Below are 24,112 nucleotides of genomic sequence, written 5' to 3'. Positions count from 1 at the left end.
GTAAGTAGGTAATCATCCGTATCTTGACAAAATATGAAAATCCCCCAGTATTTACCGGGGGAAAATTAGTCTCTCATTTTTCAGTTTGCTGCGGCAGTCAGCCGGCAGGCTGTTGGACCATGGAAGCAGTTCCAGCATAGCTTCCTTTTCCGGGAATGGACTAAGATCTTTCATCTGCTCCATCACATAGGTGAGATAATTGTAGGGTTTCAGCCCGTTCAGCATGGCTGTTTCCGTGATGCTGTATACAGTTGCGCTGGCCTGCGCTCCACGGATGCTCTTTGCGAAAAGCCAGTTCCGTCTCCCTGTCGCAAAGTTTTTTAGTGCACGTTCCGCTGCCAGATTATCAATACTTAAGTGTCCGTCCTCCAGATATCTTTTCAGATAAGCTTCCTGGTTCAGGGTGTACAGGACAGCTTCACCGATCAACGAAGACCGGTCTACGGAATCCTCCAGTGTATGAAGCCACTCAAAGAAAGCCTCTAAAAGCGGTTTCGCCTGCTTTTGACGCTCTTCATACCGTTCTTCCGGTGACTTGTCACGGATCATCTCCTCAATCTTATAGAGCATCCCGATCCGTGCCATTGCCTGATATGCGGTTGTCTCCTTCAGCTGCTCTTTGGTGAAATCCTTTTTCAGTACCGTCAGGGCTTCATCAAACCTGCGCCTCGCATGGGCCATGCATCCCGTTACAGTGATCCTTTCCGGGAGACTGTGGTATGCCTGGTAACCATCACAGGTGAAATATCCCTCAAACTGGTCTCCAAGGAATTCCACCGGATGATATCCGGCGCGAGTCCTTTCATATTGGAAGAGGACCATCCGGGGTGAACCGCTGTATTCATCGGTGAGATAGACCCACATCCAGTTCTGGGTGGAGCCCTTCTGGTCCGGTTCATCGATCACCTGGATCCGGGTTTCGTCTCCGTGTAAATATTTACTCCGGAGCAGCTCTTCTTTCATCAGAGCGTAGAGTGGCTGCAGATACCGGTCCGCGCATTGGATGATCCAGTTCGCCATGGTCTTTGTGGAAAGGTTCAGGTCGTACCGGGCGAATTCCCGTTCCTGACGGGCAAGCGGCATCCCGTTTACATACTTGGCATTCATGATGCCCGACACCAGGGATGGCGTTGCCACGCTGCCTTTCAGAAGGGACGGCGTTTTTTCCGGCCGCTTCATGGCTCCGCATTTCGGGCAGCTGTATACAAAGGTCACTTCTTCCACGACTTCAAACCGTGCGGGAACGAATTTCAGCCGTTTTACGGTTTCCTTTGTGACAACCTTATATTTCGTATTGCAGTCCGGGCAGTAACGGTCTGCCCCTGTCAGCTTGTACTCGATCACTTCGGTTGTCTCAAAGGAGGAAAGGTCTTTCTCCTTTTTGCCGGAACGTTTCTTCCTCTTGTAAGAAGACGGATGGACCTCTTCCAGGTCCGGTTCCGGGGCATTGGGATCCGCTTCCTGCTCTGCCTCGTTGAAAAGATCCAGCTGGGTATACCCGTCCGCATATTTTTCGCTGGACGCTCCAAAGCGTTTCCTCTGGGCAAGGGTAAGGCGGTCCGAGAGCATGGCGTTCAGGAATTCCAGTTCCTTTGTTTTCTCTTCCAGGAGCTGGATCCTCGTTTCCTGTTTTTCCAGGGCCTCTTTCTGTTTCTGATAATGCCCCTGCATGATCTTTACCAGTGAAAGCATATCATCCCTGCTCATCCTGTTCAGTTGTTCCTCTGTAAAAATCGGATCCATCGTGCCGCCTCATCTTTCTGAAATCTCTATGGACAGTTTACCATAAAAAGGAGCTGGTTTCTATTGGAAACTGCTTTCAGGAGCAGAGGAAAATCTGCGTAAAATCAAGGAATTTTCGGCTTTTTGCGAATTGACAGGAAACGGGCTCAGACCACGATCTTTGGGTGGCGTTCTTCAAAAGCGCCGCTGGGATTCAGGGACAATCCATCGCACAGCCAGTGGATCTCTTTGAGAGTCACTTTCCGCAGTTCATCCGGTGTGTCCGGCCAATGGAAGGAATTCCGGTCCAGGCGTTTCATCAGGATCCAAAATCCGGAACCGTCCCACTGGAGGATCTTAATCAATGTGCGTCTGCGATTGCAGAATGCGAACATACAGCGGGAGTACGGGTCGAGATGGAATTTCAGTTTGATGATTGCGGCTAAACCGGTATAACTCTTGCGAAGATCCGTAACCCCGCACGCCAGATAGACCGTTGTGCTTCCTGAAAAATCAAGCATAGTTCTTCAAAGCCTGGAGCAGAGCAGTCATCAGCCTGGCAGGACAGTCGGCACCCACTTCAATCCGGATGTTTCCCGGAAGAAAGATCGTAATAGAATGATTTCCTGCCGGAGCGTTAAACTGCAGCTCCTGTTCCGACGGGAGCTTTGCGAACACCGGATCAGAAAAAGATTCCGTTCCAGTAGTTCCTGACTGGATCTTACGGATCCAATAGCCCAGAGTAGACTGTGGGATCTCATTCTGCTGACACCAGTCTTTGCGGGATAAGCCGCTTTCCTGGAAAGAATGGACTCGATCAGCCCAGAGATCAGTTTTTGAGATTTTATTGCCATCCATCTCTATTGGTATCACCTCCATCATTTGAGAACATCTTATCAAATGCAGGAAGGGATTTGAAGATACGGATGATTACCTACTTACGTAAAAATGATAATGTAGGAATTTCAGGGCAGTTTTGTTCTGGGTTATCAGAGCTCATAAAACCTCATATACAAGGTTTTATGGGCTCTAACGTTCTGCCTTGGAGGGTCAAAAAGTGGAGTGAGATATATTTTTTGTGATTTAAAAATGCGATATTTCGGAATTTAATTTCGGATTTTGATATATTAGATTGTTCAGAACGCATTCCTGTGATATGATGATAAATACAATGTGAACAGAAAGTTTAAACAAATAAGACTGAGGTGAAGAAATGGCAATTAGTTACAAGAAGCTGTGGAAATTGCTGATTGATAAAGACATGATGAAAAAAGATTTGCGTGCAATGACAGGTGTCAGCACGACAACAATGTCCCGATTATCTAAAGATGAAAATGTGAGTACAGAAATTTTATCAAAGATTTGTTCTGCTTTAAGCTGCGATGTTGGAGACATCATGGAGTTTGTTCCAGATAAAAAAGAGGAACAATAAGGAGGTGCGGCATTATGGATAATTCTTATCCTTATATTGCGTCTTTGACCAGAGAGCCGTTTCTTTTCTACGAAATGCGTTCCACCGCAAAGCTAATGGCAGAAGGAAATTCAGATGATACGATTGTAAAAGAGATTGTAGAACAGAATCTTTTTCAGTACCCAACGGAAAAATCTATCACACGCATGGCAAAAGCCTGTATCAAACGGCTTCATACTCTGGAAGATGATTCGCTGGTTTCTGCGATTGCATCACAGCCGACCGATGTGGCAAAACAGATTTGTCTGTATGCATTGATGAAGCAAAGCCGTTTGGTCTGGGAATTTATGCTGACAGTCATTGGCGAGAAGTACAGATTAAGGGACACGTCTTTTGGTAAGATAGATTTGAATACATTTTTTATGCGTTTACAGGAACAGAATGATACCGTAGCTTCCTGGAGCGACGCCACAATAACAAAGTTAAAACAGATTATTGCCAGAGTGCTTGTCGAAACAGAATATCTCGACAATCTCAAGGCAGATCATCTGAATCCAGTATGGCTGCATCCTGTTTTGGAGAATGCCATCAGAAGCAATGGTGATACGGTGGTACTGCCGGCTTTTAATTGCTTTTCATACACATAAGCGTACAATGAAATGCTCCAGTGAAGCATTTCGTGTAGGAGGTAGCCAATGAGTAACATAAAAGAACGCCTGGACAAAGTTCGGGCATTGATTCAGGAGCCCGAGTTCCTGGAAGGCAAAGGATTGAGTAATGAGGTGAATATCAGAATCTTCTGCTATGAACCGGAGAATGAAATGGTTGTCCGCCATTTTGTGAATCAGCTGGAAACCGATCAGTCCTTAGATTGCAATTTGATCGTTTGTAATTTATATAAAACATTTCTTTCTATCTGCGATGATATGGACATCACAGATGCGATTCCAGATATGGAAGAAGCTGACGGAAGTGCTTATCTTCTGGAACAGCTGAACTCCGCAATCGGCAATAGAGAGTTCATTGATAAAATTCAGTATGAGCCGCACGAACCAGGCGATGTACTGATGCTGACGGGTGTAGGTGAGGTGTTTCCGTTTATGAGAATCCATACTTTACTGGAAGCCTTACAACCGCATTTTTCAGATATTCCGATTTTGGTTATGTATCCGGGTGAGTTTGATGGTCGTCATGTAAAATTATTCAATCGGCTGACACCAAATGATTATTACCGGGCATTCAATGTGATTGATTAAGGGGGATAAAGCCATGATGATTCGAGAAATGTTTGCGGATGACATCAACCGCAAAATCAATGGTGTAATTAAAGTAGATCAAGCTGCCGATGATGTAATCGAGCAGGAATTAAATGAATATGTCATTACCAGAGAATTGAAGAAGCACTTCATTACATTCTTCAATTATTACGGCGATGCCTTCGACCAGCCGACTGCCGATATGGGCGTTTGGATTTCTGGTTTCTTTGGAAGTGGTAAATCTCATTTCCTGAAAATGCTTTCTTATCTTCTGGAAAATAAAGAGGTAAAAGGAATCCGCAGTGTAGAGCGTTTCCGTAAAAAGTTTGAGGATGACCCAGCAACTTTTATGCTTATCGACCGTGCCACCAAGGGAACGACTGAGACAATTCTGTTTAATATTGATATTGAAGGATTCAGCAATAAAGACAAGACTGCTGTACTTCGTGTCTTTGCTAAAATGTTTTACAACCATCTGGGATTTTACGGCGAAAATCTGAAAGTTGCCATGATGGAGCGTTATATTGACCAGCAAGGCAAGACCGAGGAGTTCCGCAGAGTTTTTGAAGAAAAGAGAGGCAAGTCCTGGCTGGAAATGCGCCGTGCATTTGCTTTTAATGGCAAGTTCATCATCCCGACACTAATGGAAGTTCTCGATATGAGTGAGGACGATGCCAGGACATGGTTCAATGATAAAACCGCAACAGAAATTTCTATCGCTCAGCTTGTGGAAGATATGAAAGCCTATGTAGATACAAAGCCTGCAAACTTCCGCCTGCTGTTTATGATTGATGAGGTTGGCCAGTATGTAGGCACAGATACCGATATGCTTTTGAATCTCCAGTCTCTGACCGAGAAAATCGGAAGTGAGTGTGAAGGCAAGATTTGGGTGATTTGCACCGGGCAGGAAGCCATTGATGAAATCATCAAAGTTCGTGCCGATGAGTTCTCCCGTATTCAGGCTCGTTTCAAAACAAGACTGAGCTTATCTTCTTCCTCTGTGGATGAAGTCATCCAGAAGCGTATTCTGAAAAAGAAACCGGAAGTAGCCAAAAATCTGGAAGGTGTTTATGAACAGAACGATTCGGTTCTGCGTAATCTGTTCAGCTTCAACGGTTCGATCTTGGACATTAAAGGATATTCCGGTCCGAGGGAGTTTTCCGAGAACTTCCCATTTGTGCCGTATCAGTTCATCATCATGCAGAAGGTATTTGCCGAAATCCGTAAGCACGGAAATTCCGGTAAGCATCTGTCCGGTGGTGAGCGTTCCATGCTCTCTGGTTTCCAGGAAGCAGCACAGAAAATTCAGGAAAAGGACGAATATGCACTTGTTCCGTTCTTCCTTTTTTATGATACTGTACATACATTCCTTGACGGTTCTATCCGTCGAGTGATCGAACGTTGCCAGAAAGCTGCTGACAATGGTGATGGTATCGAACAGCAGGATGTAGATGTACTGAAACTTCTGTATTTGATTCGATATATTGATGATATTCCTTCCAACCTGGATAATATCGTTATCCTCATGGCAGACGATATTCGTGTAGATAAGATTATCATGCGTGAAGCTGTCAGTGGTTCTCTTGACCGCCTGATGAGCCAGAACTATATCGGTAGAACCGGCGATACTTATAATTTCCTGACCGATGAAGAACAGGATATTCAACGTGAAATCCGAGATACCAATGTGGACACTGCTTCTATCGTGGAGCGTATTGCCCAGAAGATTTACGGTGATATTTTCACGACCAAGAAGTTCCGCTATGGGAAATATGACTTTGCTTTTGACCAGATGGTGGATGGTATTACGGTTGGCGTGGCAACAGGCGGTATGTGTCTGCGTTTCCTGACAGTGGCAACTGATGCCATTGAAAAAACAGATTACCGTCTGATGGCAGAATCCAAAGGCAACGAAGCAATTGTTGTTCTGGCGGATACGCCTTACTATGAATCTCTGGAATCTGCCATGAAGATTCGTAAGTATGTAAAGCAGAGAAATGTAAGCCAGCTCCCAAAGAGCGTGCAGAAAATCATCAGCGACCAACAGGACGAAGCTGGGAAATATGAGTTAAACGCCATGATAGAATTGCAAAATGCTATCGAGGGGGCGCAGTTCTATGTAGATGGGGAACATCTGGAAATCAAAGCTGGAAATGCCAAGAGCAAGATTGACCAGGCTCTTGAATATCTGGTTGCTCATGTATATAGCAAACTCGATTTGATTACAGATAATGCGGGCAGTGATGCGGATATTATTGCGATTCTGACAGGTGCGGTAACAGCACTTCCGGGCATGGAGCCGAACCGTGATGCTGTTTCTGCTATGGAAGAATATCTTGAAATGCAGGATGCAAAAAAGCTGCCGACTTCTATGGCAGATGTGCAGAGCAAATACAGTGCGATTCCGTATGGCTGGAAAGAAATCGACATTGCTGCGGTTGCGGCTCAGCTGATTTATTCCCAGAAAGTAACCATTAAGTATGCAGGCAATACCATTCAGCCGGATGACCCGAAACTGCCGGATATGCTCCGTAAAAAGAGTGAGATCGGCAAGACGTCCATCAGCAAGCGTAAAACTATTTCCGCTACGATGATGCGTGATGTGAAAGCAATGCTCCGTGAGTATTTCGACATTATGGATGTACCGGATGACGAAGATGGTCTGATTCGCTTTGTGACTAAGAAGTTCGAAGAGCAGCGTGAATACTATGCTTCTCTGGATGCTCGCTATGACGGACATAAATATCCGGATCATGCATTGGTGCAGGAAGCTATTCATCTGATGGATGATGTGCTTTCTCAGAAGAAAGATAATATAGCCCTGATTGAGCGTGTGCTGAAAAAAGAGGATGCTCTTTTTGCCAATAAAGAAGCCATGAGCAACGGCATTGAAAATTTCTTCAAGACACAGGTAACGGTATTCGACCAGGCAGTGCAGTTTGAAGAATCTCTGCATGACGATCGTGATCGTATTGCAGAAAATGAGGAAGCATACAAGGCACTGAATACCATTCGCCTGATTACTATGGTTCAGACTGGAAGCAAGTTCAACTATAACCGGATTCGTGAATTGAATCCTCTGATAGATACAGTTCGCACTGCCCATGACAAGATGTTGGAAGAAAAACGTGCCGAGGTTCTGGAAACTGTTCGCCAGTGTATGGAAGCAACTCACACTGCCGCAAACGGTGATTCCAGGGCATCCCATCTGATTGAAAAATCAGATAAATATTTCAGTCAGTGCAAGGAGAAAATCGCAGAGTTAAAGAGCCTTGCCCTTCTGGATGCTATGTTCCTGCCGATGTGCCAGTACAAGGATGATACAGTGAGCAATATCGAAGCAGTCCTTGCACCGCCAGAACCGAAGCCGCCGGTACAGCCGGGAAAAGAACAAGCTCCGGCAAAGAAAAAAGTGGTTCGTGCCTACAGCCGTCAGGTGATATTCCAGGCAAAGACCTTACAGTCGGAGGCGGATATTGATGATTATGTAGAGAAGATTCGTTCACAGCTGAAACAGTTGTTGAAGAATTGCGATGAGATTAAGTTGAATTAAAGAGGAAAAGTGATGGATGGAATAGTAAATGAGTTAGTAAAATTGAATCAAAAGGATTGGTTTGATGTATTAACGGCAGTTATTCCTATTCTTTTGTCTGTTATATTAGGTATTCAAAACATAATATATGAAAGAAGAACGACTAAACTGCAGAAAATGATACACAATCGAGAGTGGGCACAGCAATATCATGGAGACATTCTGTTATTGTACAATACATATTATGAATTTAAAGATGCTATACAGGCGTCTGGTTTTGAAAATAATGTGAGAAGCGGAAATGTTAATGCAGCATTTGGATGGATAAATAATATTCAGATTTTAAAGACATACATTCTACGACGTAAAGATTTGGCAAAGCTACTATTTAAAAAAAAGAATGAGAACTTATATAACATAATAAAAAAATGTTTTGAACAAGAAATTGAAATTATAGATAAATATATTGCATATCTATCGTCAGGAAAACTTTTGGAGACATCTGAAAATGCATGGAATACAGTATGTCAGGCTACACCTAGTGTTAAATATAATTATCAATGGTTATCGCAAAATAGAAATGTGTATGATACCTTTATGAAACTTTGCCATAGTGATGAAATGATAGATATTGAATACTTGATGAAGAAGAATGATGAATTACATTCTTATGAAAACTTTGATATATATTTTGAAGAATATTTTTCAATAGAAAAATTATCATAGGGGTGAAGCTATGGATAAGAGTGCGATTAAAAAATTTGCTGTCTGGGCAAGAACAGAGCTGATCGCCCGTGTTTCCCTGAAAGGTGTGGAATACGGTATCACAGAGGATAACATTGAGGACGTCAATGCGGATAGCGTTGGCGGCAAAGTCCTTACTGCGGATGAAAAGAAACAGCGTCAGGCTTTAATTGCCGAGATTAAAGATAAAGGATATAAGCAGGTCATGGAGGAGGTTGCCTATACTTGGTTCAACCGCTTCTCTGCTCTGCGATTTATGGAAGTCAACGGCTACCTTCCTTCCCATGTGCGTGTGTTCACGGACGAGGAAAACAACTTTAAGCCGCAGATTATAGCCGAAGCCATTCATCTGGATCTGGATGGGATCAATATGGAAAAGGTCTATGAGCTGAAAGAAGCTGAAAAGACTGAAGAACTGTATAAATATCTGTTGATTGTGCAGTGCAATGCGCTGAATAAGATTCTGCCGGGAATATTTCAGAAGATTGCGGACTATACCGAGCTTCTTTTGCCGGACAATCTGCTCCGTGAAGGCAGTGTCATTCAGAAGATGATTGAGCTGATACCAGAAGACGACTGGAAAGATGCTGTCCAGATCATCGGTTGGCTGTATCAGTATTATAACAGCGAGAAAAAAGACGATGTTTTCGCAGCACTGAAAAAGAATGTGAAAATCACAAAAGAAAACATTCCTGCTGCAACCCAACTTTTCACACCGGACTGGATTGTTCGCTACATGGTAGAGAACAGCCTTGGCCGTTTGTGGCTGGAGGGACACCCGGATGTTAAAGAGCAGTTTCTGCCAACTGAGGAAGAACAGTCTGCCTACGCTGCCGGAAACCGTGATCCGGAGGATACCAAATGGCATTACTATCTGGAAAAAGCCGAACAGGAGCCTGAAGTGCAGGCACAGCTTGCCGAGATTCGAAAGGAATACGCAGCGCTGACACCGGATCGGTTGAAAGTCATTGATCCATGCTCCGGTTCCGGTCATATCCTTGCATATATGTTCGATGTGCTAATGAAGATTTATGAATCCTACGGCTATACCACCCGTGAAGCAGTGGCAAGCATCGTAGAGAACAATCTTTACGGCTTGGATATTGATGATCGTGCGGCACAGTTGGCTTATTTTGCGGTAATGATGAAAGCCCGCCAGTATGACCGACGTTTCTTCAGCCGTGACATTCAGCCTCATGTGTATGCCATCGTGGAGAGCAATCATGTAGATCAGTTTGCTTTGGACTATTTCTGTAATGGTGATGCGAAGCTGACAACGGCTATGGATACCATTATCAGTGAACTGCATGATGCAAAGGAATATGGTTCGATTCTGACCGTCACACCGCAGGATTGGCCTGCACTGTATGACCGATTTGCGGAGATTACAGAAGATATAAATATGTCTCGTGAAACGGCATTGAGGGAGTTGTTGCCGTTGGTACAGGTGGCAGAAGCACTGGCCCAGAAGTATGATACGGTTGTGACGAATCCGCCGTATATGGGTGCATCTAAGATGAACTCAAAGCTGAATGAGTTTGTTAAAAATAATTATGCTGATTACAAGAGCGACTTCTTTTCTGCGTTTGTCATTCATGCGTCACAGATGACAAAGCAGAGCGGTTACTGTGGATTCTTTACACCTTATGTTTGGATGTTCATTCAAAGCTATGAAAAAATGCGTAATTATTTGTATAATCAGGCAACTATTGAAACATTGATTCAGTTTGAATATTCTGCTTTTGAGGAAGCGACGGTTCCGGTATGTACTTTTGCTTTCCGAAATCGTCATACTCAGAAAAAGGGGTGCTATTTGCGCTTGGTAGACTTCCGTGGGGGTATGGAAATTCAGAGACAGAAAACATTGGAAGCAATCGAAAATCATGACTGTGGATTCTACTATGAACAAAATTCTGATAATTTTTCAAAAATTCCAGGAAATCCAGTTGCGTATTGGGTGACTGACGAGGTATATGAATGCTTTGATAAAGGTCTTTTAGGTCAGTATGCTACAACAAAACAGGGATTTAAGACTGGTGATAATAACAGATTCCTTCGGTTATGGTATGAAGTTGATCTTAGCAAGACAAGTTTCAATGGAGAACCAACAAAAAAATGGTTTCCATGCACCAAGGGCGGAGAATACCGTAAATGGTATGGTAATTTTGAATATATTGTCAATTGGGAAAATGACGGATTCGAAATAAAACATTTTGTGGATGATAAAGGTAAGTTGAGATCAAGACCGCAAAATTTGCAAGTTAATTTTACTAAGGAAATAACATGGTCATCTATATCTTCTGCGAATATTTCATTCCGACTTGCGGATGAAACATTTATGTATGAATCGAAGGGACCGGTCTTAACTCCGAAAATAAATTATTCTTTAATGCTAGCATATTTAAACTCAAAGGTATATCAACAGTTCATAAAAATTGTAGCTCCAACATTAGATTACTCAGAAGGTGCAGTTTTAAGGGTTCCATATATAAATGTTTCCGAAACAAAAGAGTCTGAACTGGCAGATATTTGTGTAAAACTTTCCAAAAGCGATTGGGATTCCTTTGAAACCTCATGGGACTTCCAGCACCATCCACTGCTCCGTAAAGTTCCTGCCATTGCCGAAGCCTTTGAACAGTGGAAGGGTGAATGTGATGACCGCTTTAGTCAGCTGAAAGCCAATGAAGAAGAACTGAATCGTATTTTCATCGACATTTACGGTTTGCAGGATGAGCTGACACCGGATGTTGAGGATAAGGACGTAACCGTTCGCAAGGCTGACCTTGGCAGAGATATTCGCTCTTTCATTTCCTATGCGGTTGGTTGTATGTTTGGCCGCTATTCTCTTGATGAGAATGGACTTGCCTATGCAGGCGGCGAATGGGATTCAAATAAATATGTTTCTTATCCTGTTGATAAAGATAACATTATCCCAATCTGTGATGATGAATATTTTGAGGATGATATTGTTGGTTGTTTCGTAGAATTTGTAAAAACAGTCTATGGTGAAGAGTCTTTGGACGAAAATCTGAAATTCATTGCCGATGCTCTGGGCGGCAAAGGGCAGCCAAAAGATGTGATTCGGAATTATTTCCTGAATGGTTTTTACAAAGACCATTGCAAGATTTATCAGAAGCGTCCCATATACTGGCTGTTTGACAGCGGCAAGGAGAACGGTTTTAAGGCTTTGATTTATATGCACCGTTATCAGCCGGACACCATCGCCCGTATCCGTACCGATTATGTGCATGAACAGCAGGCTCGTTATCGTACTGCCATTGCCGATTTGGAACAGCGTCTTGCAAATGCTTCCACCGGTGAGCGTGTGAAGCTGAACAAAAAGCTGACCACCTTGCAGGCACAGGATGTTGAGATCAAAACCTATGAGGAAAAGATTCACCACCTTGCCGACCAGATGATTTCCATTGATCTGGACGATGGCGTGAAGAAGAATTATGCAATTTTTCAGGATGTTTTAGCTAAAATAAAGTAAGGAGGGGAGCTATGGAACAGAAACAAAGGAAATCGGTTCTTTTAGGGAATGGAGTAAATATACAGTTTGGTGGAAAAGCCTATTCAAATAGGTTTATTTTGTCAAGAATTATATTTAACGCACAGTGCGATAAATATGATGGCCTTTTTGAAGGTACGCTATCGGGAAGTGAAATCGAACAAATATTCCGAGGCTTGCTTCCTACTGCAAATGCTGTACTTGATAAAAAATATGATAACATTAGTGCAGACGACGAAGTAAAAAAGGCTGTGATGGAATTTAAGGAACAAAATGCAGAACGCAGCGAATTTAATTATTATTATGAGATTCCACTAGAAGATTGGTTTTTATTGCTTCGCTTGTTCTTCTTAGATAATCCGGATTTGAATGATATGTGGAAAGCATCAAAACAAGGATTTGAATGGATGATTCTGGATGCTATCTATAATGAAGGTAAAATTCAGGAGATTTATCAAAAAATGAAGAAACCGGTCAAGCGGTTTTTTAAGTCGTTTGATTCAATATTTACATTGAATTACGATAATAATATTGAAAGGCTGATGAATAAAGCAATTTATCATTTGCATGGGGACTATTCTGTGCTTGCTGATTCTGAAAATCCTGAAACAGTTCAAGGGTTTTTGAACAAGCAAAAAGGAAAAATCGTTATGAATCCTGATTATCCACAATGTTATTGTAATGCGCTACTTAATTTCAGTGGAGAGAGTAAATATAAAGAAGCGCAGAATAAAGTAAAAGAAATTGAAGTTCTGCAAAGACTAAAGCAATTGCACGACACAGATATAGATGAATTTAAGATAATAAGGGCAGGTGTAGAATTAGAAAAAGCTGAAAATGCTCAAATTATAGATACCTATATTGCACACCCTGAATTGAAAATAGCAACGAATTATCATTTTGGAGAACTTGAAAAACTCTCAGGCGAGTTACATATCATGGGACTTTCACCGCAGAATGATAGTCATATATTTGCTTGCATAGAAAAAAGCTCAGTGGATAAGGTTATTTTCTATTCATATGGGGAATCACCGCAAGCATTGCCATTGACTAAACCATATGAATTTGCGGACATTAAACAATTGTGGAAGTCATTGGATGCGAATCAGCCACAGTATAATCGTGGTAGAAAGTATCCTAATTCTGATGATGCTAAGAAGTTTTTTAAAGTGTTTAATGCCTTATCACTTGATCCGATCACAAAAGAAGAAATTGAAAAAGAAGCGAACTCAATTCCTGAATATATTGCAATTCCATTATGTAAAGAAGCTATGAATTTGATAGAAATTCAGGAAACACCAAAAAGTGAAGATGAACTTATTAAACAGTGTAGAATGGTTAGTAGAATTGCTTTAAGAGAGGGGATTTATCCATCAGCTTTTTATTTGCTTTTAATAGATAATTTTTCAAAATTATCTATTAAAAAATAGTTTGCGTATAATGATGGACAAAACAATAAAAAAGCTATGCATTTCATAGCAAATTGAGAGCGAGGTGTTATGATGACCATAGAAGAAATTCTTGCAGGGGAATCTAAGAATGTGGAATTCAAAGAGAACCTGCCGGAGAAAAGTATCAAATATATGAAGTCTGTGGTTGCCTTTGCAAATGGAACCGGAGGAAAAATCATTTTTGGAATTGCTGACAAGACCAGAGAGATTGTCGGTTTTGCCAAGGAAGATGTGTTCGAAAAAATGGATGCCATTGCCAATGCCGTATCAGATAGCTGCGAACCGGCAATTATCCCGGATATTTCTTTACAGACGATTGATGGTAAGACTGTTATTGTGGTAGAGGTTTCTGAGGGCAGACAGCGCCCATATTATATCAAAGCCCTTGGAAGAGAGGGTGGTGTATATGTCCGTGTTGCCGGAACTACCCGTCTTGCTGACGAGTATATGATAAAAGAATTACTGTTTGAGGGCAGCAACCGCTACTACGATCAGGCTTTGTGTACCGGGTTGGATATCACGGATGAAGACATTGGTGCTCTTTGCAAAGCTATGAAAGAACAGGCAGTCAAGAATGCCCACAATGAGGAACAGAAAGCATCTATCAAAGATGTTGGCAGACAACAGCTTCGTTCCTGGGGGATTCTGATTGAACGTGATGGAAAAGATTATCCGTCCAATGCCTTTGCTATTTTAACAGGCAACGCAGGACTTCATGTTGCAACGCAATGTGGCGTGTTCAAAGGCACAACCAAAGCGGTATTTGTTGATCGACGGGAATATATCGGTCCGCTTTGGGAACAGATAGATGAAGCATTTCAGTTTGTTCTGCGAAATATTCACCTGGGCGCTACCATTGTGGGGATTTATCGCCAGGATGTTTATGAGATTCCACCGGATGCCATTCGTGAGTTGATTATCAATGCCATGGTGCATCGTAGTTATTTGGATCATGGTATGATACAGGTTGCGGTGTATGATAACCGATTGGAAATCACTTCCCCAGGAAAGCTGCCAATGGGACAAACTATAGAGCGTATGAAAGAAGGCTATTCCAAAATCAGAAATGAAGCTCTTGCTCATGCCTTTGCTTATATGAATCTGATTGAGCATTGGGGAAGCGGCATCCCGAGAATTATTGATAAAGTAAAGGCTGCCGGACTGCGGGAACCAGAGTTTATTGGTGGCGAGGTTGATTTGCGTATCAATATCTATCGAGGTCAGATTGACGGCACTGTTGACCTTAAGGCTTCCAATACTGCCGTTAAACCGCCGCTAAACCGCCGGGAAACCGCCGATAAAGTGCCGGTAACTGAACAGGAACAGCAAATTTATAAATATGTATCGGAAAATGCCGGCATTACAACAGCACAGGCAATGAAACTTCTTGGTATCAAACAGCGTAGAACCAGAGAAATACTGGCTAAAATGGTTGAAAAAGGATGGCTGAGAAAAGAAGGTGCTTCAAGAAGCACAATTTATATAAAAAATACAGAAGGGAGATAATGCAGCATGGATACAGACAAAGTAATACAAGACTTAAACCGCAGATTTGCTGCACCTCTGCCGGAGTTTTACCAACGTCGGATCATCTTCTGGTACGATGAAGATAAGGAATTTGAGGATAAGCTGGACGAAGTGGTTTTAGAAAATGCAAAGGTAATTGCTCTGACTGGCAATAATGCGTTTTCTGTGAAAAAACTGCTTTCGGTAGATGACTTGACTACAAACTATCTGGTTTATAGTCCTTTAACATATAACCGCCCGGAGGATAACTGGCTTTTGGATGTGGAGCTTTACAGTGAGGAGTTCCGGGCAGATCTGATTTCCATTTGGATGGATGAGATGGGGCTTATATCGAATCCGGCCATGCGGAAGCAGGTCAAGAATTATCGTGCTTATTTTAATGCGAAAGACCGTCGTTTGAAAGTTGGCACACAGAATAAAGTTCCAGCAACTCCAGCACAGCTGCACATGGCTGTCATGGCGGCAATCTGCGGATTAAAAGACGCACAGCCTAATATGATTCTCCGCAGTGTGTTTCGGGCTGGACTGGATTTGAAAAGCAATACTGTTTATCAGGATTTTGTAAAATATCATGCAGATGGTGCGTTTTGGGCGATGGTTCGCCAGGGATGTGGATTTGCAGAGGAAGAACCAGACCTGGGACGACTGGCAATTCATTTGCTGTTGACCGCTGCTATCCGTACTATGCGGCAGGAGTATCTTGCTGGACTGGACGGGTTCATTTCTATGCCGCATCAGGCATATTGCTATGATTTTATTTCTGAATGGATTCATAGTGAGGATATTCAGCAGTTATATGATGTGGCACGGTATGTTGAGGATGAAGCCCGTCTTCAACAGCGTTTTGAAAAGCTGACTGTGAACGATCTGGCAGGAACTGAGTGTTTCCCGTGCATTAATGAAGTGATTCTGACAAAGCTGATGACAGAAATCAGCGACCATATTATTGATGTTGACACCATAACTTCGACCGTTGAAAAGCGGAGAACCTGTGCATGGTATGAGCCGTTTGAGAACTTTTATGATGGTATTTTGCAAGTGGCAAATATGCAGAGTTTCTTTAAGGAGCATTCTGCCGGATTCCATACCGCAGAAGCAAAAGGCATATGGAAAGAATATACGGAAAGCTATTATCAGATGGATACCTATTACCGTTTGTTCCATCTGAGTTTCCAAAAGAGTCTGGAAACTTCCAATATTCTGCTGGATGATTTGTTCAAGCACGTCGTCGATAAAGTGGAAGGACTCTATACTCATTGGTTTTTAGGAGAGTTGGGTAATAACTGGTCGGATGTGTGCGCAGAAGAACTGGCAGCCTACGGGAAGGTTTTGGAAGTACCGCAGCAGGAAGAATTTTACCGTTCCCGTATTAAGACTTCAGATACAAGGGTATTCGTGATTATTTCGGATGCTATGCGCTATGAAGTGGCGGCTGCTATGGCAGATCAGCTTCAGAGAGAAACACAGAGCAAGGTTTCCATTAGCAGTATGCAGAGCATTTTCCCTTCTATTACAAAGTTCGGTATGGCAGCGTTATTGCCGCATAAAGAGCTGACGGTAGAGATTCGGAACAACTTTTTAACGGTTTTGGCGGATGGTCAATCTACGGCAAGCACTTACCGGGATAAGGTTCTGAAATCAGAAAATCCGGCAAGTGTAGCATTGAAATACAATGACATTATTGCCATGAAACGAGCAGAACGAAGTGCATTGGTAAAGGGTATGGATGTGGTCTATATCTATCACGATACCATTGATGAAGCCAGCCATACCTCTGATACAGCTGTTTTTGCCGCCTGTGATAAGGCGATTTCAGAATTGAAGAACCTTGTGCGTATTATTGTAAATGAATTTGGCGGTACGAATATTCTGATTACGGCTGACCACGGATTCCTTTATACATATAGTCCGTTGAAGGAAGAGGATAAGGTAGATAAAAGCGGTTTTTTTGATGCGGATGTAGTAAACTCTGATGCTATGGAAAAAGAAAGTATCAGGCGGTGTGTGGAATATGGCAGAAGATATGCAATTATGAAGAAAGGTGTGCAACCTGACTATTTGATGCCTGTAAAACTTCTTGGTGGAAATACAGAGTTTGAAGGGTTTACTCCAAGAGAAAGTATCCGTATCAAGATGAGTGGCGGCGGTATGAACTTTGTGCATGGCGGTATCAGCTTGCAGGAAATGGTTGTTCCGGTGATTGAATATCACTATCTTCGCAACGATTCTATGGAATACAAGCGTAATAGGAAGAAATATGATACCAAGCCGGTAACAGTTAATCTGTTGTCCGCAAATCGTAAAATCAGCAATATGATTTTCTCGTTGAACTTCTATCAGAAGGATACAGTTAGTGCAAACCGTGAAGCAGCTACTTATCAGGTTTACTTTACGGATGAGAATGGCAAGCAGATCAGCGATGTTCAGAAGATTATTGCAGATAAAACCAGCGACAACGGCGCAGATAGAATATTCCGCTGCCAGTTTAATCTAAAATCTCTGAAATACAGCAATACCGCTACTTATTATCTAGTAATTGTTGCTGAACAGGGATCAAAGTTGCTACAGCGTGAGCCGTTTCAGATTGATATCGCTTTTGCGGTGGATGAGTTCGACTTCTTTAATTAATACCGCAGGAGGACAGAAAGATGGAGCAATTTACAGAGGGCGAAAGCACCCGTGAAGAAATAAAGAACAAGCTCCGTCAGAATTTTGACGGTAAGATTGTTCGTAAAGACCTGACAAAGAAAATCAAGGAAGGGGCGAATGTTCCGGTTTATGTCCTTGAGTTCTTGTTAGGGCAGTATTGCAGCTCAGATGATGAAACTGTCATTGAAAAAGGAGTACAAAAAGTAAAGCGGATTCTTGCCGCCAATTTTGTACGCCCAGATGAATCGCAGAAAATTCTTTCTCAGTTGCGTAAAAATGGAAGCCATACGATTATTGATATGGTGACAGTACGTCTGGACATGAAAAAGGATTGCTTTTTTGCAGAGTTTTCCAATCTGGGAGTTGGCAATGTGCCGATTGCCGACGAATACCCGGAAAAGTTTGACCGCCTGCTCTGTGGCGGTATCTGGTGTATTGTTCAGTTGGATTATGAGGTTGAAGGTGACAATAACTTTGGTATTGCGGATATTGACGGGAATCCGCTTCGTTCTAAACAGAAAAAGCAGAAAGATATTTCTCCAATCAGTATCCGTAAGTTGACACCGATTCAGATGCCACACGTTGATATTGACGAGCTGAAGCAGGGACGAAAAGCCTTTACGAAAGATGAATGGCGGGATATTCTTCTTCGTTCTATCGGCATGGAGCCGGACGAATTTACATATCGTGAAAAATGGTTGCTGTTGACTCGTATGATTCCACTGGTAGAGAATAATTTTAATCTTTGTGAGTTGGGCCCGAGAAGCACTGGAAAATCCCATCTCTACAAAGAGATTTCTCCAAACAGCATTTTGATTTCTGGTGGACAGACAACAGTTGCAAACCTCTTTTATAATATGGGGCGCAAGACGGTTGGGCTGGTCGGTTTATGGGATTGCGTTGCTTTTGATGAAGTGGCGGGTATCAAATTCAAGGATAAAGACGGTATCCAGATTATGAAAGACTACATGGCATCTGGCTCTTTTGCCCGTGGCAAAGAAGAAAAGGCTGCCACTGCTTCCATGGTCTTTGTGGGAAACATCAATCAGAGTGTGGATGTGCTGTTGAAAACCTCCAGTCTATTTGCACCGTTCCCACCGGAAATGGGAACGGATACAGCATTTCTTGACCGTATACACTGCTATCTTCCAGGCTGGGAGATTCCGAAGTTCAGACCGGAGCATTTTACCGACGATTATGGCTTTATAAGTGATTATCTGGCTGAGTTTATCAGAGAACTTCGTAAGGAACAGTATGGCGATGCACTTGACCACTATTTCCGTCTGGGAAAGAATTTGAATCAGCGTGATACGATTGCAGTCCGCCGCATGGTAGACGGTTATCTGAAGCTGATGTACCCGGATGGTGAGTTTACCAAAAAGGAACTGGAAGAAGTCATTCAGATTGCATTGGAAATGCGCCGTCGTGTCAAAGAACAACTGAAAAAACTAGGAGGTATGGAGTTCTACGATGTGAACTTCTCTTATATTGACCTGGATGATATGTCGGAGCATTATGTTTCTGTACCGGAACAGGGCGGCGGTAAGTTAATTCCGGATGGCATATGTAATCCAGGACAGGTTTATACCGTATCCAGAGGAAAAAGCGGCATGATTGGTGTATTCCGTCTGGAAAGTCAGATGCTTCCGGGAAATGGAAAGATTGAACGGACGGGGTTAGGCAGCGATTCTAAATGCAAGGAAGCTGTGAACACAGCATTTAACTATTTGAAAGCAAATGGCAACAGAATCAGCGGTTCTATCAGTACCTCGACCAAGGATTATATCATCAATTATCAGGATTTGCAGGGGATTGGAATGACTGAGAAGCTGGCACTTCCTACGTTGATTGCTCTTTGCTCGATTGCGCTAGGAAAGCCAGTGGTCAGCAATTTGGCAATTCTGGGAGATATTACAATCAGCGGTACGATGATAAAGGTGGATGAGCTTGCCAATACGCTTCAAGTGTGCCTGGACAGCGGCGCAAAGAAAGTGCTGATTCCGAGTACTTCGTTTGTCGATTTTGCAAGCGTTCCGGCTGATCTGATGAGTGCATTTCAGTTGATTCCGTATCAGAGTGCAGAGGATGCTGTGTTCAAGGCATTGGGAGTAGAATAAAACCAAAGATAGGAGGCTGCGAATGGCTATTGAGAAGGTAATTATTCAAAATTTTAAAAAGTTCAAAAATCCCTTTGAAATTAAATTTAACGAAAACATCAATCTTCTGGTTGGCGATAACGAATCCGGAAAATCTACTATTCTTGAAGCCATTCATGTGGCTTTAACAGGTATATATGCTGGTCGAAGCATTAGGAATCAGCTGTCAGCGTATTTATTTAATAGAGAGGTAGTTGAGGAATATCTGGCATCGGTGGAGGCTGGACATCCGATTGCGCCTCCGGAAATAATGATTGAGCTATACTTCAAAAGCGGAACACTGCCTGAATATGAAGGCAATGGCAATTCTAAAAAAAGTGATGGTACAGAAGGCATTAGATTTTCAATTAGTTTTTCTGATAAATTTAATGCAGAATATGAAAGTTTGATTAAAGCACAAAAACTTATAAGTTTGCCTATTGAATTTTATGAAGCTAAATGGTTTTCTTTCAGTAGAGATGAGAAAATGCCGAGATTCATACCAATAAAATCTGTAATGATTGATTCGTCAAATTACAGATACCAAAACGGATCTGATGTATATATTTCCAGAGTAGTAAAAGATTTTCTTGAACCAGAGGACATAACAGCAATAACACAAGCCCATAGAAATATGATAGATGAGTTTGCACAAAATGAAGCTATTCAGTTAATCAATGAGAAAATTAGTGCGGCATCTACTGTCATGAACGGAAAATTATCGTTAAGTGCTGATCAGGGAGTTCAGAACTCCTGGGAATCAAGTTTGGTTACACAGGTGGATGGAATCCCGTTTGCTAATGCTGGAAAAGGAGCACAATGTATTATAAAAACACAATTAGCTTTAAGTCATAAACAGGCGGAAAAAGCAAGTATTATTTTGATTGAAGAACCTGAAAGCCATTTGTCTTTTTCTCGGCTGAGTGAATTGATGGGAGTTATTGAAAAGGCTGCATCTGGTAGACAGATTATAGCATCAACGCATAGCAGTTTTGTTGCTAATAAGCTCGGACTGGAAAATTTGATTTTACTTTCAGACAATAATTGTTGCTCGATGCAATCGCTCAAGAAGGAAACTTTTGAATTTTTCAAAAAAGTGGCAGGCTATGATACGCTGCGACTGATTCTTTGTAAAAAATCAATCTTGGTAGAAGGTGACTCGGATGAACTGGTTGTTCAGCGGGCATATATGGACACTCATGAGGGGAGACTTCCTATCCAAGATGGAATAGATGTAATGACCGTAAGAGGAGTAACATTTAAACGGTATCTTGAAATTGCACGGATATTAAACAAAGAAACGGCTGTCGTTACAGATAATGATGGAAATATTGAAGCTGTTAAGAAGAAGTACAAAGAATATGAGAAAATACCGTTTATCCATATTTGTGTTGATGAAGTGGTAGATACAGGTGATTTAAAACTGTCAGGTAAGGATTTTAATTACAATACTTTAGAGCCGAAAATATTGAAAGAAAATGGGCTGGAAGTAATGAATAATATTTTTGGAACTAAGTATGATACTGATGATGAGATGCACAAATATATGCATGCACACAAGACAGATTGTGCAATAGCGATTTTTGAATCGGCTACTAAAATTAAATATCCTGAGTATATAATGAGGGCATTAAAAAATGAGTAGTCTAATTGTTGCGGCGGCAGGGGCAGGAAAAACAACATTTCTCGTAAAGCAGGCGTTGGAAATTTCTGAAAATGTTTTGATAACGACTTATACCGATGCAAATGAACAAAGTATTAGAGATAAATTTTACGAAATAAATGGCTGTATTCCATCAAATGTAACCATTATTCCGTGGTTTTCTCTGTTGCTTAAGCATGGTATACGACCTTATCAAAGTTATCTTATAAATAATAGAGTATCTGGAGTCTTATTAGTGAATAAGGCAGATAGGAGCCTGTTGAAGCTAAAAGACACAAATGAGAAAAAATATATAACTGCTTCTGGTAATGTATATTCAAATATGATTTCAAAATTGCCATGTGTCTTGGATAGATTATCAAATGGCTGTGTATTTCGGAGAATGAGAAAGATTTTTTCTTATGTTTTTGTAGACGAAATACAAGATTTTGCTGGATATGATTTGGAAGTTATAAGAAAACTGTACGAGGTTGGTTGTAACATGACTTTGGTAGGCGATCCTCGTCAGACGACGTATCGAACTCATTATGAAACGAAATATCAAAAGTATGCAGGTGGAAAAATAGTAAATTTTGTACAGGAAAACATTCCTGAAATGAATATTGACTCCACAACATTAGCGACATCGTATCGCAATAATCAGATTATATGTGATTTAGCAAATCAGATGTATCCTGATATGAAGCCATGTGATTCTGCTATGAACGAAAAGACAGGACATGACGGAATATTTTGGATTGAAGAAAGGAATATTGATAACTATATGGAAACATATAATCCCGTTCAACTTAGATATGATAAAAGAACCAAGGTAAATGAAAAATTTAGAGTAACAACTTTTGGGTCAGCAAAGGGACTTACTTTCGATAGAGTTTTGATATATCCAACACAGCCTATGCTGAATTGGCTGTCGGGAAAATCGAGAGATATGAAAGCTGAAAGTCTTTCTAGGTTTTATGTGGCAGTTACCAGAGCAAAGTATAGCGTTGGCTTTGTATATAAAACAAAAAAGATTCCGTCTGAAAATATCGGAGAAAAGTGGACTAGTGATAGTATAAAAATAGTACAAAGTAAAGATGCCATGTATACCTAAATCATGTATGATAGAAAGATGATATAAAGGAGGAAGCACAGGCATGGCAAAAGGTACGAAATATGATCAGCAGTTTAAGGAGAACGCAGTCAGATATCGTCTGGATCATCCGGAACTCACACTCAAGAAAGCGGCTGAAAATCTGGGAATCAGTGATTCTGCTCTCAAAACATGGCTCCGGGCAGCCAAGGAACATGAAGGCTGTGTGCCAACAAGAGGATCCGGGAATTATTCCAGCGATGAGGCAAAAGAGATTGCCCGTCTCCAACGAGAGCTAAGAGATACAAAGGATGCCCTTGAGATCCTAAAAAAAGCCATCAGTATCCTGGGAAAATGACAGAGGCTGTTTATACTGCCACAGCAGAATATATTGTGGAAATGGAGCAGCGGCCGGTGAAGCACCGTGTCTCTGTCAGCGGGGTACTGAAACGTCTTGGTGTTTCACGATCCGGTTATAACGCATGGAAAAAAAGATGCCCTTCTGCTGCTGAAAAACACCGCGGGGAGATCAAAGAAAAAATTCTGAAAATCTATGAGGATTCCCACCAGAACTACGGTGCTCCTAAAATTACCAGAGAACTGTGGAAAAGCGGCGAAAAAATTGCAGTAAAAACGGTTGCGAATTATATGCGTCAGATGGGGATCAAAGCCCAATGGGTAAAGCCGTATACGCAAACGACTATAAATTCTGATTTCAGCAAGGAACTGCACAATATTCTGAACGAGCAGTTCAATCCGGAACAGCCAGATGCAGTATGGGTGTCGGACATCACATATATTTGGACGTTTGAGGGATTTGTATACTTAACAAGCATTATGGATCTGTATTCCCGGAAAATCATCTCATGGGTCTTGAGCGAAACACTGGAATCGTCTCATGTAGTGGAATGTATAGAAAAAGCGAAGAAAATCCGCAGAATTACACATCCGCTTATGATACATACGGACAGGGGATGCCAGTATGTATCGAATGCATTCCGTAAAGCAACAGAGGGGATGGTAAACAGCTATTCGGAAAAAGCATATCCATGGGATAATGTGTGTATTGAATCGTTCCATGCATTACTGAAAAGGGAATGGATCAACCGTTTTAAAATTTTTAATTACCGGCATGCATATAAGCTGGTATTCGAATATATAGAAACATTTTATAACACAGTGAGGATACACAGCCATTGTGGATATCTTTCGCCAGATCAGTATGAAGAGGAATACTATGCAGCGTTAGATAAAAGAGCTGAAGCTTTAGCAGGGTAACTCAACACTAAAAAGGGCATATTTAATTTGTACTTTTTCTTGACATAGGACCAGATCTTCTTCCATGGTCAGAAAAACTTCCGGCGGAAATCCGTAAAGCCTAAATATTGGTGGCTGCCAAGCAGCCGCCTAAAAATGTCAAGGTACTCGCTATTTGGCGT

The 24,112-nt window shown here is 41.8% G+C and carries 17 protein-coding genes; 14 read left to right on the top strand and 3 right to left on the bottom strand.

Annotated elements, in window-relative coordinates; all coding sequences use genetic code 11:
* Positions 1-51: 51 nt before the first annotated feature.
* The 3 genes from tnpC to tnpA form a co-directional block, all read right to left on the bottom strand.
* Positions 52-1,743: an IS66 family transposase gene (gene tnpC, locus B5F07_RS20980; protein ID WP_087163149.1), complete on the bottom strand. Its 1,692-nt coding sequence runs from the start codon at positions 1,741-1,743 to the stop codon at positions 52-54.
* 146 nt (positions 1,744-1,889) lie between these two features.
* Entirely contained in the window at positions 1,890-2,243 is a 354-nt protein-coding gene (gene tnpB, locus B5F07_RS20975; protein ID WP_087163148.1) for an IS66 family insertion sequence element accessory protein TnpB, read from the bottom strand.
* Positions 2,236-2,580: an IS66 family insertion sequence element accessory protein TnpA gene (tnpA, locus tag B5F07_RS20970; RefSeq protein ID WP_242971432.1), complete on the bottom strand. Its 345-nt coding sequence runs from the start codon at positions 2,578-2,580 to the stop codon at positions 2,236-2,238. Before tnpA ends, tnpB begins: the two co-directional genes overlap by 8 nt.
* Positions 2,581-2,935: 355 nt before the next feature.
* Here tnpA and B5F07_RS20965 point away from each other — a divergent pair, with 355 nt between their 5' ends.
* The 14 genes from B5F07_RS20965 to B5F07_RS20900 all read left to right on the top strand — a co-directional run bounded on the left by B5F07_RS20965 (position 2,936) and on the right by B5F07_RS20900 (position 23,951).
* Complete coding sequence (locus B5F07_RS20965) at positions 2,936-3,154, top strand: helix-turn-helix domain-containing protein (RefSeq protein WP_075672052.1); 219 nt, start codon at positions 2,936-2,938, stop codon at positions 3,152-3,154.
* 14 nt (positions 3,155-3,168) lie between these two features.
* On the top strand, positions 3,169-3,780 hold the full coding sequence (locus tag B5F07_RS20960; protein ID WP_087163146.1) for a DUF1819 family protein: 612 nt from the start codon (positions 3,169-3,171) through the stop codon (positions 3,778-3,780).
* Between the two features lie 48 nt (positions 3,781-3,828).
* Complete coding sequence (locus B5F07_RS20955) at positions 3,829-4,389, top strand: DUF1788 domain-containing protein (RefSeq protein WP_087163145.1); 561 nt, start codon at positions 3,829-3,831, stop codon at positions 4,387-4,389.
* A 13-nt stretch (positions 4,390-4,402) separates the two neighbouring features.
* On the top strand, positions 4,403-7,942 hold the full coding sequence (gene brxC, locus B5F07_RS20950) for a BREX system P-loop protein BrxC (RefSeq protein WP_087163144.1): 3,540 nt from the start codon (positions 4,403-4,405) through the stop codon (positions 7,940-7,942).
* A gap of 12 nt (positions 7,943-7,954) precedes the next feature.
* Entirely contained in the window at positions 7,955-8,647 is a 693-nt protein-coding gene (locus B5F07_RS20945) for a hypothetical protein (RefSeq protein WP_087163143.1), read from the top strand.
* A gap of 10 nt (positions 8,648-8,657) precedes the next feature.
* On the top strand, positions 8,658-12,158 hold the full coding sequence (pglX, locus tag B5F07_RS20940) for a BREX-1 system adenine-specific DNA-methyltransferase PglX (RefSeq protein ID WP_087163142.1): 3,501 nt from the start codon (positions 8,658-8,660) through the stop codon (positions 12,156-12,158).
* Positions 12,159-12,169: 11 nt separating this feature from the next.
* A complete protein-coding gene (locus B5F07_RS20935) occupies positions 12,170-13,606 on the top strand; it encodes a hypothetical protein (protein WP_087163141.1) in 1,437 nt (478 codons plus the stop codon).
* A gap of 72 nt (positions 13,607-13,678) precedes the next feature.
* Positions 13,679-15,133, top strand: a complete 1,455-nt coding sequence (locus B5F07_RS20930) for an RNA-binding domain-containing protein (RefSeq protein ID WP_087163150.1) — start codon at positions 13,679-13,681, stop codon at positions 15,131-15,133.
* Between the two features lie 6 nt (positions 15,134-15,139).
* The gene (gene pglZ, locus B5F07_RS20925) at positions 15,140-17,782 is read left to right on the top strand and encodes a BREX-1 system phosphatase PglZ type A (protein WP_087163140.1); all 2,643 of its coding nucleotides are present in this window, start codon (positions 15,140-15,142) and stop codon (positions 17,780-17,782) included.
* Between the two features lie 20 nt (positions 17,783-17,802).
* Entirely contained in the window at positions 17,803-19,920 is a 2,118-nt protein-coding gene (brxL, locus tag B5F07_RS20920) for a protease Lon-related BREX system protein BrxL (RefSeq protein WP_087163139.1), read from the top strand.
* A gap of 22 nt (positions 19,921-19,942) precedes the next feature.
* The gene (locus B5F07_RS20915) at positions 19,943-21,583 is read left to right on the top strand and encodes an ATP-dependent nuclease (RefSeq protein ID WP_087163138.1); all 1,641 of its coding nucleotides are present in this window, start codon (positions 19,943-19,945) and stop codon (positions 21,581-21,583) included.
* Positions 21,576-22,694 carry a UvrD-helicase domain-containing protein gene (locus B5F07_RS20910; protein ID WP_087163137.1) on the top strand — a complete coding sequence of 373 codons (1,119 nt, stop codon included), beginning with the start codon at positions 21,576-21,578 and terminating at the stop codon, positions 22,692-22,694. Before B5F07_RS20915 ends, B5F07_RS20910 begins: the two co-directional genes overlap by 8 nt.
* A 43-nt stretch (positions 22,695-22,737) precedes the next feature.
* Positions 22,738-23,031, top strand: a complete 294-nt coding sequence (locus tag B5F07_RS20905; RefSeq protein WP_087163136.1) for a transposase — start codon at positions 22,738-22,740, stop codon at positions 23,029-23,031.
* Between the two features lie 41 nt (positions 23,032-23,072).
* Positions 23,073-23,951 carry an IS3 family transposase gene (locus tag B5F07_RS20900; RefSeq protein ID WP_140398069.1) on the top strand — a complete coding sequence of 293 codons (879 nt, stop codon included), beginning with the start codon at positions 23,073-23,075 and terminating at the stop codon, positions 23,949-23,951.
* The last annotated feature ends 161 nt before the right edge of the window (positions 23,952-24,112 follow it).

The organism is Lachnoclostridium sp. An169 (genome assembly GCF_002160525.1).
Classification (GTDB): domain Bacteria; phylum Bacillota; class Clostridia; order Lachnospirales; family Lachnospiraceae; genus Mediterraneibacter; species Mediterraneibacter cottocaccae.
Note: the sequence above shows the minus strand (reverse complement) of the source record. Positions and strands in the feature narration are given on the sequence as shown.

What these genes read in the sequence shown, in the direction of transcription:
- tnpA (WP_242971432.1), bottom strand. Translation starts at nt 2,580, where the DNA reads ATGGATGGCAATAAAATCTCAAAAACTGATCTCTGGGCTGATCGAGTC.
- B5F07_RS20900 (WP_140398069.1), top strand. Translation starts at nt 23,073, where the DNA reads ATGGAGCAGCGGCCGGTGAAGCACCGTGTCTCTGTCAGCGGGGTACTG.
- pglZ (WP_087163140.1), top strand. Translation starts at nt 15,140, where the DNA reads ATGGATACAGACAAAGTAATACAAGACTTAAACCGCAGATTTGCTGCA.
- brxC (WP_087163144.1), top strand. Translation starts at nt 4,403, where the DNA reads ATGATGATTCGAGAAATGTTTGCGGATGACATCAACCGCAAAATCAAT.
- tnpC (WP_087163149.1), bottom strand. Translation starts at nt 1,743, where the DNA reads ATGGATCCGATTTTTACAGAGGAACAACTGAACAGGATGAGCAGGGAT.
- B5F07_RS20915 (WP_087163138.1), top strand. Translation starts at nt 19,943, where the DNA reads ATGGCTATTGAGAAGGTAATTATTCAAAATTTTAAAAAGTTCAAAAAT.
- B5F07_RS20905 (WP_087163136.1), top strand. Translation starts at nt 22,738, where the DNA reads ATGGCAAAAGGTACGAAATATGATCAGCAGTTTAAGGAGAACGCAGTC.
- B5F07_RS20935 (WP_087163141.1), top strand. Translation starts at nt 12,170, where the DNA reads ATGGAACAGAAACAAAGGAAATCGGTTCTTTTAGGGAATGGAGTAAAT.
- B5F07_RS20955 (WP_087163145.1), top strand. Translation starts at nt 3,829, where the DNA reads ATGAGTAACATAAAAGAACGCCTGGACAAAGTTCGGGCATTGATTCAG.
- B5F07_RS20965 (WP_075672052.1), top strand. Translation starts at nt 2,936, where the DNA reads ATGGCAATTAGTTACAAGAAGCTGTGGAAATTGCTGATTGATAAAGAC.
- pglX (WP_087163142.1), top strand. Translation starts at nt 8,658, where the DNA reads ATGGATAAGAGTGCGATTAAAAAATTTGCTGTCTGGGCAAGAACAGAG.
- B5F07_RS20910 (WP_087163137.1), top strand. Translation starts at nt 21,576, where the DNA reads ATGAGTAGTCTAATTGTTGCGGCGGCAGGGGCAGGAAAAACAACATTT.
- brxL (WP_087163139.1), top strand. Translation starts at nt 17,803, where the DNA reads ATGGAGCAATTTACAGAGGGCGAAAGCACCCGTGAAGAAATAAAGAAC.
- B5F07_RS20960 (WP_087163146.1), top strand. Translation starts at nt 3,169, where the DNA reads ATGGATAATTCTTATCCTTATATTGCGTCTTTGACCAGAGAGCCGTTT.
- tnpB (WP_087163148.1), bottom strand. Translation starts at nt 2,243, where the DNA reads ATGCTTGATTTTTCAGGAAGCACAACGGTCTATCTGGCGTGCGGGGTT.
- B5F07_RS20945 (WP_087163143.1), top strand. Translation starts at nt 7,955, where the DNA reads ATGGATGGAATAGTAAATGAGTTAGTAAAATTGAATCAAAAGGATTGG.
- B5F07_RS20930 (WP_087163150.1), top strand. Translation starts at nt 13,679, where the DNA reads ATGACCATAGAAGAAATTCTTGCAGGGGAATCTAAGAATGTGGAATTC.